The organism is Mesorhizobium sp. WSM4836 (assembly GCF_055811815.1).
Map to the genome: position 1 here is coordinate 58,047 of NZ_JBVVQF010000016.1, position 12,430 is coordinate 70,476.

Genomic DNA, 12,430 nt, shown 5'->3' on the forward strand with positions numbered 1-12,430 from the left:
GGTCGAAAAGTCATCATACAACAAGCAAAGTTTTGTATGTTGACATTATTTCTTTGCAACCCTACCGATGTCCGGATTGGGGAGGATTTACGTGGCCGCATTGACGGATCCGGATTTGCTGTTTGCCGTCGAGGGGCGCCTGCTTTCGCTGGCCCGCGATCTCCATGCCGCGGTCAAGGACCTGCCGATCGTCAGCCCGCATGGCCACACCGACCCGCGCTGGTATGCGCTCAACGAGGCGTTTCCCGATCCGGCGCAATTGCTGATCGTGCCGGACCACTACATTTTCCGCATGCTGTTCAGCCAGGGCGTTCGGCTTGAGGAGCTTGGCGTACCGACGCTTGACGGCTCGCCCGTGGAGACCGACGGCAGGACGATCTGGCGGCGCTTCGCCGAGCATTATTACCTGTTCCGCGGCACGCCGACCCGGCTGTGGTTCGATCATGTGCTCGCCCATCTGTTCGGCATCGAAGAGCCGCTGAATGCCAAGACGGCCGACCGCCACTACGACACGATCTCGACCTTGCTGCAGTGGGAGAATTTTCGCCCCCGAGCGCTGTTCGAGCGCTTCAACATCGAGGTCATCGCGACGACCGAAGGAGCGCTCGACGATCTCAGATGGCACCAGATGATCCGCGACAGCGGCTGGGAGGGCCGCGTCGTCACCGCCTATCGGCCGGACGCGGTCGTCGATCCCGATTTCGAAGGCTTCTCGGCCAATCTCGACCGGCTGGGAGAAATCACCGGCTGCGATACCGGCAATTGGGCCGGCTATCTCGATGCACATCGCCAGCGGCGGGCCTTCTTCAAAAGTTTCGGTGCGACTTCCTCCGATCACGGCCATCCGACGGCCGAAACCGCCAATCTCTCGGATGCCGCCGCGCAGGAGCTGTTCAACCGTATCCGCCGAGGCTCGGACGACGAGCGGGAGCGAAAACTGTTTCGCGCCCAGATGCTGACCGAGATGGCCAAGATGAGCCGCGACGACGGGCTGGTCCTGCAGATCCATCCCGGCTCCTGGCGCAATCATTCGCCGGCTATCTTTCACAAGTTCGGCCGGGACAAAGGCTTCGATATCCCGACGCGGACCGATTATGTGACGGCGCTTAAGCCGCTGCTCGACTGCGTCGGGCTGGAGCGCGACCTCACCATCATCCTCTTCACCCTCGACGAGACCAGCTATGCGCGCGAGCTGGCGCCGCTCGCCGGCGTCTACCCGGCATTGAAGCTCGGACCGGCCTGGTGGTTCCACGACAGCCCCGAAGGCATGCGCCGGTTCCGCGAGATGACCACCGAAACGGCCGGTTTCTACAACACCGTCGGTTTCAACGACGACACCCGCGCCTTTCCATCCATACCGGCCCGCCATGATGTGGCGCGCCGGGTCGATTGCGCATATCTGGCGCGTCTCGTCGCCGAGCATTGGCTCGGCGAGGACGAGGCGCACGAGCTGGCGCAGGAACTTGCCTATACGCTCGCGAAAAAGGCGTACCGGCTCTAACGGCGCTTGCCGCCATCGTTCAAAACGGGAGGAAACCAATGCTGCATTTTTCGAGATTGGCGGGAGCTACGCTACTTGCCGCCGCACTGATGGCCGGAACGGCAAGCGCCCAGACGGTCCTGCGCTCGTCCGACACACACCCCGACGGCTATCCGACGGTCGAGGCGGTCAAATATTTCGGCGAGTTGGTGAAGGAGCGCACGGCCGGCCGCTATGTGGTCGAGATCTATCCTTCCGCGCAACTCGGCGAGGAAAAGGACACGATCGAGCAGGTGCGCACCGGCGTGATCGATCTCAACCGCGTCTCGATGGCGCCGTTCAACGGGCTCATCCCCGAGACCACCGTGCCCTCGCTGCCCTACATCTTCCGTTCTGAAGAGCATATGCACAAGGTCATGGACGGGGCGATCGGCGACCAGATCGCGGCGGCGTTCGATCAGGTCGGGCTGGTGCTACTCGCCTTTTACGACGGCGGTTCGCGCTCCTTCTACAATTCGAAGAAGCCGATCAACACCGTAGCCGACATGGCCGGCATGAAGTTCCGCGTCATCCAGTCCGACATCTTCGTCGACATGGTGGCGGCACTCGGCGCCAACGCGACGCCAATGCCGTATGGCGAGGTGTATTCGGCGATCGAGACCGGGGTCATCGATGGCGCGGAAAACAATTTTCCGAGCTACGACACTGCCAAGCACGCGGAAGTCGCCAAGTACTATTCGCTCGACGAGCACACGATGGTGCCGGAAGCCTTCGTCATGGCGAAGTCGAGCTGGGACAAGCTGACACCGGAAGACCAGGCGATCTTCAAGGCGGCCGCCAAGGAAAGCGTCGCCAAGCAGCGCGAGCTGTGGACCGCCAAGGTCAAGGAATCGCGCGCCAAGGTGGAGGCGGCCGGTTCGCAGATCACGACGCCGGACAAGCAGCCCTTCATCGACGCGATGGGGCCGGTCTACGAAAAGCACGTCAAGGATGACAAGCTGAAGGCCATGGTCGAAGCCATCAAGGCCGTACAGTGATCAAGCGGCGGCGCGGACATTCCGCGCCGCCAGCCTCCTGGGGAGAAAACCGGTGCCTTCCAGTCCAAAACCAAGACCGCTTCTGTCCGGCATCGCGCAAGTGATGTCGCGCGTCAGCACGGCGGCGCTGTCGCTCGCCGGCATCGGTCTGGTGCTGATGACCGCCTTCGTCGCCTGGCAGGTGTTCGGCCGCTATGTTCTGAACCGTTCGCCGAGCTGGACCGAGCCGGGCTCGGTGATGCTGATGAGCTGGTTCATTTTCCTCGGCGCTGCCGTCGGTGTGCGCGAGAATTACCATCTTGGCTTCGACGTCCTGCTCTACGTACTGCCGAAAGGCGGCAAGCGCTGGCTGCGGATGATTTCGGACCTCGTCGCGCTCGCCTTCGGCATTGGCATGATCTGGTATGGCAGCCAGCTGGTCGCATTGACCTGGGGCTCCGTCTTGCCGTCACTCGGCATATCGGGGGGCTGGGACTATGTCCCGCTTGTCGCGGGAGGCGCGCTCATCGTGCTCTTCACGCTGGAGCGCATCGTGCTTCGCCTCTCCGGCGCTCCGATCGACGACGCCCTCGATGAATTGCCGCCGGCCGAAGTCGCAGCCGAACTCGACACCGCCAACGTGAAGGTCTGACGCGCCATGGAACTGTGGATTCTCTTCGGCGTCTTCACCCTGCTGATGCTTATCGGCACGCCAATCGCTTTCTGCCTCGGTGTCGCAAGCCTTGCCACCGTCCTCTATTTGGGCCTGCCGCCGCTCATCGTGTTCCAGCGCCTGAATTCCGGCATGAGCGTCTTTTCGCTGCTGGCCATTCCGTTTTTCATCTACGCCGGCGACTTGATGGTGCGCGGCGGCATCGCCAGCAAGATCGTTGCCTTCGCCGGCTCGCTCGTCGGCCATTTGCGCGGCGGCCTCGGCCAGGTCAATATCGCGACCGCTACGCTGTTCGGCGGCATTTCCGGCTCGGCGGTGGCGGAGGCAGCGGCGGTAGGCGGCCTGATGATCCCGCAGATGAAGGCGCGTGGATATGGAGCGGACTACGCCGTCAACGTCACGTCGATGGCTGCGCTGATCGCGCTGCTGCTGCCGCCGTCGCACAACATGATCATCTACTCGATCTCGGCAGGCGGAAAGATCTCCATCGCCGATCTGTTCACGGCCGGTATCATCCCGGGCCTGCTACTGGCCCTGTCGCTGATGGTCACCGCCTATATCGTGGCACGCTCCCGCGGCTATCCGACCGAGGCGTTCCCGGGCTTCACCGCCGTCGCGCATCTTTTCGCCGTAGCGGTCCCTGGCCTGCTGCTGATCGCGATCATCTTCGGAGGCGTACGATCGGGCGTCTTCACCGCCACCGAGAGTTCCTGTATCGCCGTCATCTATGCGTTGCTCGTGACCGTCTTCGTTTACCGGCAGATGACCTGGGAAGGGTTCGTTCATGCCACCCATGGCGCAGTGCGCACCACGGCCATGGTGCTGCTCATCATCGGCATGGCGGCGGCGTTCTCGTGGCTGATGGCCTTCCTGAAAGTGCCGGCAGCGCTGATAGCCTCCATGAACGCGATCTCGGACGATCCGCTGGTCGTGCTTCTCCTGCTCAACCTCTTGATGCTGTTCCTCGGCACGTTCATGGACATGGGGCCGACGATCATCATTTGCACGCCGATCTTCCTGCCCGTGGCGCAGGCCTACGGCGTCGATCCCGTGCATTTCGGCGTCATCATGATCCTCAATTTCGGCATCGGGCTGAACACGCCACCTGTGGGCGCCGTGCAGTTTGTGGCGTGTGCGGTGGGCAAGATATCCGTGTGGGAATCAATGCGCTCGATCTGGCCGTTCTATGGCGCAGGCCTCGTGGTGCTGGCGCTCGTCACTTACATCCCGGCCATTTCGCTATGGCTGCCGAGCGTCTTCAAATAGGGGGTGCGACATGGCATCGGATACCGCGGTCGGGCTCCGCGTCGAACGAAGACCGAAGCTTTCGGAAACCGTCGTCGCGGCGATCCGCAAGCAGTTGCAGGCGGGCGAGATCCAGCCGGGGCAAAAGCTGCCGACCGAGGGTCAGCTGACTGAAACCTTCGGGGTCAGCCGCACCGTAGTACGCGAGGCGCTGGCCAAGCTTGCCGCAGACGGCCTGGTCGAGCCGCGCCAAGGCGCCGGCGTCTTCGTCACCGAGCATATCTCGACTGCGTTCGGTGCGCTGGCAGCGGAGATGGGCAGCAAGGACTCGATTGCCCTCAACGTGCTCGAAGTCAGGTTGGCGATCGAGATCGAATCCGCCGGGCTCGCTGCCATCCGCCGCAACGCCGCGCAGGAAGCGGCGATCCAGGAAGCTTTTTTCGAATTCGAGCGGCTGCTCCTCAACAGCGAGCCGACGGGACCGGCCGACCTTGCCTTCCACCGCGCAATCGCCAGCGCCACCAACAATCCATTCTATGTCGAGATGCTCGACGTGCTCGGCCGCCGCGCGATCCCTTGTGACGTGACCTCGCCCTGGTCGACCGAGATCGCCCAATCGGACGCCTATCAGCGCGGCCTGCAGCGCGAGCACCTGGTGATCCTCAATGCCATCTCGGCAGGCGATGCCGAGGCGGCCCGGGAGGCGATGCGCGCGCATCTCGGTGCCAGCCAGCAGCGCTATCGCGAGCGCCTGCACGCGCGCCAGGTTTTCTATGCCGACTCGGTCAAAGCCGCGGCAACTGAATAAGCAATTTAGGTAATGGGACAGCAATGAATCACACTGAGAATCATACCGATTTCACCTCCCGCTTCGCCATCGATCCTGTTTCTGCCGCAGCCATGGGCACGGACGAACTGCGTCACAATTTTCTGCTCGAGGACTTGTTCCAGCCCGGCCGCATCAGCCTGACCTACACCCATTACGACCGCATGATCGTCGGCGGCGCCATGCCCGCCGGCGCACCGCTGCCGCTGCAGGCAATCAAGCCGACCGGGACGAAGAATTTTCTCGACCGCCGTGAGATGATCATCGTCAACATCGGCGGCGCGGGCATCGTGACAGCCGGCGGTCGATCCTACGAGCTGCAGCCGCGCGACATGCTCTATCTCGGCATGGGAACGGATGAGGTGTCGTTCGCTGAGACCAACCCGGCTGAGCCGGCTAAATTCTACCTGCTCAGCGCGCCGGCGCATCAGAGCCATCCCAACCGGCTGATCCGCATCGGCGATGCCAAGCGGCTCAATCTCGGCAGCCAGGCGACCTCCAACGAGCGCTCGATCTTCCAGTTCATCCATGCCGATGGCGCAAAGACTTGTCAGCTTGTCGTCGGCATGACCCAGCTTGCATCCGGTTCGGTCTGGAACACCATGCCATGTCATGTGCATGACCGGCGCATGGAAGCCTATCTCTATTTCGATCTGCCGGAGGCGGCGCGGGTGTTTCACTTCATGGGCGAACCGGATGAAACGCGCCATCTCGTCATGCGCAACGAGGAGGCGGTGCTGTCGCCGGGATGGTCGATCCATTCGGGCGCCGGCACCTCGAACTACGCCTTCATCTGGGCGATGGCCGGAGACAATGTCGACTATACCGATGTCGATCTGGTAGCGATGGAGGAACTCAAGTGAGCGACCTCTCGGCCTTCAGCCTTGCCGGCAAGCGTATCCTCGTCACCGGCGCCAATACCGGCATCGGCCAGGGCATCGCCGTGTCGATCGCGCGCGCCGGCGGCATGATCGTCGGCGTCGGCCGCTCGGCGATGGACGAGACGTCGGAGAAGATTGCAGCGGCCGGCGGACGCTTCGAGGCGGTCCGCTGCGATCTTGGCGATGATGCCGCCGCCCAGGCGATGCTTGACCGCGTCTGGGACGATACGGGGCCGCTCGATGGCCTGGTCAACAATGCCGGCATCATCCGGCGTGCCGATGCGGTCGACTTGACCGAAGCCGACTGGGACGACGTCATCGGCGTCAATCTGAAGACGGTGTTCTTTCTCAGCCAGCGTTTTGCCAGGCGCGTGCTTGCCGGTCCGGAACGGCGCGGCAAGATCGTCAACGTCGCCTCGGTGCTGAGTTTCCAGGGCGGCATCCGCGTCGCCTCCTACACCGCCTCCAAACATGGCGTACTCGGCATCACCCGGCTGCTTGCCTGCGAGTGGGCGGCAAAGGGCATCAACGTCAACGGCATTGCGCCAGGCTATATCGAGACCAACAACACCGAGGCGCTGCGCGCCGATCCCGACCGCAGCGCGTCGATCCTGGCGCGCATTCCGGCCGGGCGCTGGGGCGCGCCGGAAGATATCGGCGACGCAGCCGTGTTCCTGCTGGCACGGGCGTCGAACTATATGCATGGCGCGGTGGTGCCGGTGGACGGCGGCTGGCTGGCGCGATGAACAGCAACGATGAGAGTTTTGCGATGACCGGAACCAAAATCTTCTCGCCTGCCGGCGAGGGTGAGTGGACGCCGACGCCGGATGGCAACCGCCGGCGCGTGCTCCTGCACACGAACGAGTTGATGATCGTCGAGTTCGGTTTCGACAAGGGCGGCGTCGGCGCGCTGCATTCGCACCCGCACGTCCAGGCGAGCTACGTCGCCCAAGGCCGTTTCGAGGTCACCATCGACGGCAGGACCGAGATCCTGGAAACGGGAAGCAGCTTCATCGTGCCTTCCAACCTGGTCCATGGCGTCAAGGCGCTTGAGGCGGGACGACTGGTCGACAGCTTCACGCCGCATCGCGCCGATTTCCTCGACTGAGCTGCAGGCCCGAAGATCAGGCACCCGGTTCTCGGAACAAAAAAGCCCGCGCCTCCGGAGAGACGCGGGCGTGTTGCCTGGGCGCTTGTGGCGCCGCGGTACTCAAAACATCACCGCAGAACCTGAACCTGCCGAATGATGGTGAAGATAGGATTAACCGCTCCGAGGCGGCGCGATATTCACAGCCGAGGCGGATAGGGCTGGAACGACGCTCTGATATCGGCCAATGAGAGAGAAGTTCGCTTCAGGCGGTGCCGAGATCAGGACCGGAGGGGTCGATAAATGTTCGAATCTGCTGTCCAGGCAATCACCTGGCGATTCGCCGGAGAATTTCGGCAGATCGTGTCCCCGAAACTTCTGTAATGCAGATTGCAGCGAGCATCCCGACAGAGGATTCCAAGCGGCGCGTCCTGAAGGATGTATTCGGCTTCGATGATTTTCGTCTCGGCCAGGCGGCCGTGATGGAGGCGCTGCTGGCCGGGCATCATGTGCTGGCTGTCATGCCGACCGGCGCCGGCAAGTCGCTCTGCTACCAGGTCCCGGCGCTGGTGCTGGGCGGGCTTACCATTGTCGTTTCGCCGCTGGTGGCGCTGATGCAGGACCAGGTCGCCGCATTGCGCCTTGCTGGTGTGGCAGCCGATACGATCAATTCCTCGCTCGACCGCGATGCCAATGTCGCTGCATGGCGCCGCGTCGCGGCAGGCCAGACACGCCTGCTCTATCTTGCACCGGAGCGGCTAATGACGATACGGATGCTCGAGGCGTTGACCAAGCTCGATGTCCGGCTGATCGCCATTGACGAGGCACATTGCATCTCGCAATGGGGACCGGCGTTCCGGCGCGAATACGAAGAATTGTCGCGACTGTGTGATGTCTTCCCGAAAGTGCCGATCATTGCGCTGACGGCGACGGCGGATGAGACGACGCGCACCGACATTGCCGCGCAACTGTTCGACGGGCGCGTCGATACCCTGGTGCTCGGCTTCGACCGGCCGAACATCAAGCTAAGCATCGAGCCCAAGCAGGACAGCAAGCGCCAACTGCTAGGCTTCGTGCAGCGCCATGCGGGCCGCAGCGGGATCGTCTACTGCCTGTCACGAAAAAAGACCGAAGAGATGGCGGCGTTCCTCGAGCGGAACGGCGTACGCGCGCTCGCCTATCATGCCGGCATGAGCAAGGATGCGCGTGAAGCGAATCAAAACGCTTTCATGACCTTGTCCGGCGTCGTGATGGTGGCGACCATCGCCTTCGGCATGGGGATCGACAAGCCGGATGTCGCCTATGTCTTCCATACCGACCTGCCGGGCAGCTTGGAGGCCTATTATCAGGAAATCGGGCGGGCGGGCCGCGACGGGCGGGCGGCCGAGGCACACATGCTCTTCGGCCTCGGCGATATCCGCATGCGCCGGCTTTTCATCGAAGACGAGGACGCGCCGGCTGAGCACAAAAGGCGCGCGCATGGCCGGCTCGATACGCTGATCGGTTATTGCGAGACGACGCAGTGCCGCCGTCAGATCCTGCTTGGCTATTTCGGCGAGAGTGCTTCGCCTTGCGGCAATTGCGACAACTGCCTCGACCAGGCGCCGCATGCGGATGGCGAGGCGGAGGCGCGGCTCATCCTGGCGGCCATCATACAGACCGGCGAGCGTTTTGGCGCTGCCCATGTCGTCGATGTCCTGCTCGGCCACGAAACCGAGAAGGTCCTGGACCGGAAGCACGACCGGCTTGCCAGCTTCGGCGCCGGTGTCGCGCACAAGAAGAATGTATGGCTTTCGTTGGTCCGCCAGCTCGTTGCGGGAGGGTTCCTGACATTGGACTCAGCCGGCCATGGCGGCCTTGCCATTGCCGAGAAGGGCCGTGCACTGGTTCGGGGCGAGGCCTCGTTCCGGTATCGCGTGGTCGCGCGCCAGTCATCGCGAGGCAAGATACGTCCCTCGCAGGATACCGCAGAATCGGAAGGTCTGGATTCGGCTCTGCTGGCCGCGCTCAAGGCGGTCCGGCTGCGCCTTGCCCGGGAGCGCCAGGTGCCGGCCTTCGTGATCTTTTCGGATCGTACACTGATCGATATGGCCGAACGCTGCCCGCGTGATCTGGACGCCTTCGCCGCGGTCAACGGCGTCGGCGCCGCCAAGCTCAAGGATTTCGGCGAGATATTCCTCGGCGCGATCGCTGGACATCAGTCCGGTGGATCGGCGTGAGACTGCCAAAGAGCGTTGGCGGACTCGTACCAACTCCCAGAATTTGGTACGAAATTAACCAAAAGCTCCCTCCGAGGAACAATCATGCCACACCGCGGTTCAGCTAGCGGGCGCTTGCGTCCGCAACCTTCTTGCGTTCACCGCGTTGTTGTTGTTCAACACCGAGGTGTTCGTGGCGTCAGATGATCACTGCCAGAGCCGGCTTCCCGACCATTTTGACCGTCATGGCCGCTCCGTTCGCTGGCGTTGTCCCTACATCGCGAGCACTCGACCGGCTGGATCATAAGCACGGCGCGCGGCCATGAGTAATCTTCCCTCACTCCACATGCGGTTTGTCGATGGCGGATCCATGACGGTTTCCTCGATTATCGAGGCCAAGAGTGCGCTTGGCCGGGAATGGAACGACAAGGAAAAACACCTCTTCAGAGAAGCGAAGCGCCTTATTGCCGCGGCAGTGGACGGCAATTGCAAACCTGCTGTTGCGTTTAATGCTTTCAAGAAGGCGGCGCGCGAGGAGGGACTGATTATTTCCCCAAAGAAGAACCGGGCTCTCAGTCACTTCGACGAACTGACCAGCTCACTTACGAGCGAAACCACACCACAGCGAGCCGGCAAAACTAGCAACCCTCCGGTTTCAGTGAACGGACCATACGCACGACAAGCGGATCGTAGGAGGTCTTTTCGCGGCGGCTATAACTGAGGGTGAAGAGCGCGGCACGGTCGCTGCAGACTTTAATAGCGCGAACATAGCGGATCTGGTCATTCTTGATGCCCGAATAGCTGGCCCAGCTTGACGTCACGCGCCGATAGGTCAACTTCCAGCCGTCCTTCTCGTCCTCGACCATGCGGTGCTCGATCTCGGCCCTGAAACTGGCTTTGCCGAGCCTTGCGCCCCACACGGCAAGAAAGGCATCGTTGCCTCCCTCGAAAGCCGCGCCCTCGTCCGAACGCTGGGCCAGGACAAAGCCTGGGGGAACATCAAAGGTGAAGCCTAATTGCCTGATGCCAAAAGGCTGCCAAGCTTGCGCCTGAAGCAGCGTGGTGAACAAGAGCATTGGCACAAAACTCAGCAGAAAACGCTTCATGGGCTTTATTTAGCGGAGTCTCATGTACCGTCCATACCGGATAGCGGCTGCGGCAAATTTAAGTTTGCCGGAGGCTTAGCCTGCGAGATGATGCCTTCAATCCAGCCCGGCATTGTAGTTTAGCACCTGCTTCGCCTTGCCGCTGCAATCGCCGCCTCCTGCTGCCGCAGGCGTTCAATCTTCGCACTCTGGCGGGCAGCGACGGTCGAGGCGACACGCTGCCCTCCCCACAGCCAGCCCGGAATGTTGGTGTGGACGACTTTGCCACGAGCGATGGCTGTCGCCGACATTTCGTCGGCGACTGCGCCCATCGCCACGTTGAGCTCGACGCAACTCATGTTGTCGTATTTCGTAGCATCAAAGGATACAGCCAGAGGCGATGCGCAACTTCCGACAAACATCAGGCTGCATATCAGAGGCGTGGCCGTGGAGATCGCCTTCATTCCCTTATCAAGCACGTTGATGCCGGACGGGCGGATTTCGGAGCGTTCTCGATCTCGGGCCGCGAAGCGCTCCCGAGTTTCCGCGTAACTGAAGCATGTGACCTCTACTATACTCTGTGCCGACCGTCCTGTTTGTCTTCAAAGAATTCCGAGAGAATCGCTGCCGTCTTGTCGGGGTGCTCTTCCGGGAAAAAGTGCCCGCCTTGGACCGCGCGTCCTTCAACTCTGTCGGCCCATTTTCTCCAGATGGCCAGTGGCCCGCCTTCTCTCGCATACCAATTCTCCAGGGCGCCTTCGCCACTCCATAGCGCCAATAGCGGACACTCGATGCGACGACGGTTTGCCTGGTCCAGCGCGTCATGGTCACGATCGATCGTCGCAGCGGCGCGATACTCTTCGCAGATGGCATGAATATGAGCGGGATCGCCAAGCGCATCAACATAGGCGTTCCTGACCTCCTTGGTGACCATTCTCGCCGACGATCCCCATTGCGTTATCGCATCGTCGACGACGGCATCGGGAGCCGCGCCTATCAGACGCTCCGGCAGGGGCTCCGGCTGGGCGAGAAGGCTCCAGGGCCAGAAGCCGAGCGCGAGTCTGGCATCCGCCCGATCCCATGTTGCAGAGGTGGGAATGATGTCGAGGACCGCGATTTTGAGCACTTTGCCGGGATGATCGAGCGCCAGGCGATAGGCAACCCTTCCGCCACGATCATGCCCGGCAACCATGAACCGCTCAAACCCCAGCTGCTTCATCACCTGAACCATGTCGCCGGCCATGGCGCGTTTGGCGTATGGGCTATGATCGGCAGAGGAAGTCGGGCATCCGCTTTGGCCATAGCCTCGAAGGTCGGCGGCGACCACGGTGAAGCAGGGCGCTAAGGCTACAGCGATATCCCTCCACATCAGATGCGTTTCCGGAAAACCGTGAAGCAGCAGCAGCGGCGGACCGGTGCCACCGGTCCTTGCGAAAATCGTCTTATCGTCCAGTCGTAGGCTGGTGGCTCTGAAACCTGCAAACACCGTCAGCCTCCTCTGCGCCCTTAGGAAAGCTCTCTAAGGGCGCTAACAGTCGCCTGAGGCGAAAACCCCGGCCGCGCTGGCCAGGGTTCAAGCCGGCTAGTTGCTAGTATCGAAACCAGACCCACACTCGGCTGCGGAAGCACCTTCTGCTGCCATAGCCATTTCGCCAGTAAACGCGACAGACCCTTCTCCAAGCACGCCGGCGGCGCCGGCGCGGCCGGTGCCACCGGCGATGATAGACTGGTTGCAACTCTGCTTGAGTATCGTCGTCGTCGAAGGTCTCGACATCCGGCGCCTCGAGTTCATCGAGAATGCCGCTTCTGGCAGTTGGAACGCCGGCCACCGCGTTGATTGGCCGAACTGTGCTTGCAAGGGCCGCCGCCCCGGCAATGCCAAACATTCCTGTCAAAAATAGTCGCCGGATCCATGGACACCTCGCGATCTTCAACCAGC

Annotated in this window: 13 protein-coding genes; 10 read left to right on the plus strand and 3 right to left on the minus strand. The window is 62.1% G+C overall.

The features are described from left to right. The first annotated feature begins 91 nt into the window (after positions 1-91). The 10 genes from uxaC to AC0L2P_RS19320 all read left to right on the plus strand — a co-directional run bounded on the left by uxaC (position 92) and on the right by AC0L2P_RS19320 (position 10,127). The gene (gene uxaC, locus AC0L2P_RS19275; protein ID WP_473503032.1) at positions 92-1,501 is read left to right on the plus strand and encodes a glucuronate isomerase; all 1,410 of its coding nucleotides are present in this window, start codon (positions 92-94) and stop codon (positions 1,499-1,501) included. 38 nt (positions 1,502-1,539) lie between these two features. Continuing rightward, positions 1,540-2,517 (plus strand): TRAP transporter substrate-binding protein, encoded by a 978-nt coding sequence (locus AC0L2P_RS19280; protein ID WP_352465632.1) that lies wholly within the window; start codon positions 1,540-1,542, stop codon positions 2,515-2,517. A 103-nt stretch (positions 2,518-2,620) separates the two neighbouring features. Beyond that, entirely contained in the window at positions 2,621-3,148 is a 528-nt protein-coding gene (locus AC0L2P_RS19285) for a TRAP transporter small permease (RefSeq protein ID WP_473503192.1), read from the plus strand. A 6-nt stretch (positions 3,149-3,154) separates the two neighbouring features. Continuing rightward, a complete protein-coding gene (locus AC0L2P_RS19290; protein WP_473503034.1) occupies positions 3,155-4,435 on the plus strand; it encodes a TRAP transporter large permease in 1,281 nt (426 codons plus the stop codon). Between the two features lie 10 nt (positions 4,436-4,445). Further along, the gene (locus AC0L2P_RS19295; RefSeq protein ID WP_473503036.1) at positions 4,446-5,222 is read left to right on the plus strand and encodes a FadR/GntR family transcriptional regulator; all 777 of its coding nucleotides are present in this window, start codon (positions 4,446-4,448) and stop codon (positions 5,220-5,222) included. A gap of 23 nt (positions 5,223-5,245) precedes the next feature. Further along, a complete protein-coding gene (gene kduI / locus AC0L2P_RS19300) occupies positions 5,246-6,103 on the plus strand; it encodes a 5-dehydro-4-deoxy-D-glucuronate isomerase (RefSeq protein WP_473503038.1) in 858 nt (285 codons plus the stop codon). Continuing rightward, on the plus strand, positions 6,100-6,867 hold the full coding sequence (gene kduD, locus AC0L2P_RS19305; protein WP_473503040.1) for a 2-dehydro-3-deoxy-D-gluconate 5-dehydrogenase KduD: 768 nt from the start codon (positions 6,100-6,102) through the stop codon (positions 6,865-6,867). The genes kduI and kduD overlap by 4 nt, the downstream gene beginning before the upstream one ends. Before the next feature lie 23 nt (positions 6,868-6,890). Beyond that, positions 6,891-7,229, plus strand: a complete 339-nt coding sequence (locus AC0L2P_RS19310; RefSeq protein WP_473503042.1) for a cupin domain-containing protein — start codon at positions 6,891-6,893, stop codon at positions 7,227-7,229. A 362-nt stretch (positions 7,230-7,591) separates the two neighbouring features. Next, positions 7,592-9,427, plus strand: a complete 1,836-nt coding sequence (recQ, locus tag AC0L2P_RS19315) for a DNA helicase RecQ (RefSeq protein ID WP_473503044.1) — start codon at positions 7,592-7,594, stop codon at positions 9,425-9,427. A 349-nt stretch (positions 9,428-9,776) separates the two neighbouring features. Continuing rightward, positions 9,777-10,127, plus strand: coding sequence for a DUF982 domain-containing protein (locus AC0L2P_RS19320; RefSeq protein ID WP_473503194.1), 351 nt, complete (start codon positions 9,777-9,779; stop codon positions 10,125-10,127). Here the strand turns inward: AC0L2P_RS19320 and AC0L2P_RS19325 are convergent. The 3 genes from AC0L2P_RS19325 to AC0L2P_RS19335 all read right to left on the minus strand — a co-directional run bounded on the left by AC0L2P_RS19325 (position 10,045) and on the right by AC0L2P_RS19335 (position 11,977). Next, entirely contained in the window at positions 10,045-10,512 is a 468-nt protein-coding gene (locus AC0L2P_RS19325) for a hypothetical protein (protein WP_473503046.1), read from the minus strand. The two genes, AC0L2P_RS19320 and AC0L2P_RS19325, sit on opposite strands and share 83 nt — an antisense overlap. Positions 10,513-10,631: 119 nt before the next feature. After that, positions 10,632-10,955, minus strand: a complete 324-nt coding sequence (locus AC0L2P_RS19330) for a hypothetical protein (RefSeq protein WP_473503047.1) — start codon at positions 10,953-10,955, stop codon at positions 10,632-10,634. Between the two features lie 107 nt (positions 10,956-11,062). Continuing rightward, on the minus strand, positions 11,063-11,977 hold the full coding sequence (locus AC0L2P_RS19335; protein ID WP_473503049.1) for an alpha/beta fold hydrolase: 915 nt from the start codon (positions 11,975-11,977) through the stop codon (positions 11,063-11,065). Positions 11,978-12,430 lie beyond the last annotated feature (453 nt).

Coding starts and splice junctions, on each gene's coding strand:
- AC0L2P_RS19280 (WP_352465632.1), top strand. CDS start 1,540: ATGCTGCATTTTTCGAGATTGGCGGGAGCTACGCTACTTGCCGCCGCA.
- AC0L2P_RS19285 (WP_473503192.1), top strand. CDS start 2,621: ATGTCGCGCGTCAGCACGGCGGCGCTGTCGCTCGCCGGCATCGGTCTG.
- AC0L2P_RS19290 (WP_473503034.1), top strand. CDS start 3,155: ATGGAACTGTGGATTCTCTTCGGCGTCTTCACCCTGCTGATGCTTATC.
- AC0L2P_RS19295 (WP_473503036.1), top strand. CDS start 4,446: ATGGCATCGGATACCGCGGTCGGGCTCCGCGTCGAACGAAGACCGAAG.
- kduI (WP_473503038.1), top strand. CDS start 5,246: ATGAATCACACTGAGAATCATACCGATTTCACCTCCCGCTTCGCCATC.
- AC0L2P_RS19310 (WP_473503042.1), top strand. CDS start 6,891: ATGACCGGAACCAAAATCTTCTCGCCTGCCGGCGAGGGTGAGTGGACG.
- recQ (WP_473503044.1), top strand. CDS start 7,592: ATGCAGATTGCAGCGAGCATCCCGACAGAGGATTCCAAGCGGCGCGTC.
- AC0L2P_RS19320 (WP_473503194.1), top strand. CDS start 9,777: ATGACGGTTTCCTCGATTATCGAGGCCAAGAGTGCGCTTGGCCGGGAA.
- AC0L2P_RS19325 (WP_473503046.1), bottom strand. CDS start 10,512: ATGAAGCGTTTTCTGCTGAGTTTTGTGCCAATGCTCTTGTTCACCACG.
- AC0L2P_RS19330 (WP_473503047.1), bottom strand. CDS start 10,955: ATGAAGGCGATCTCCACGGCCACGCCTCTGATATGCAGCCTGATGTTT.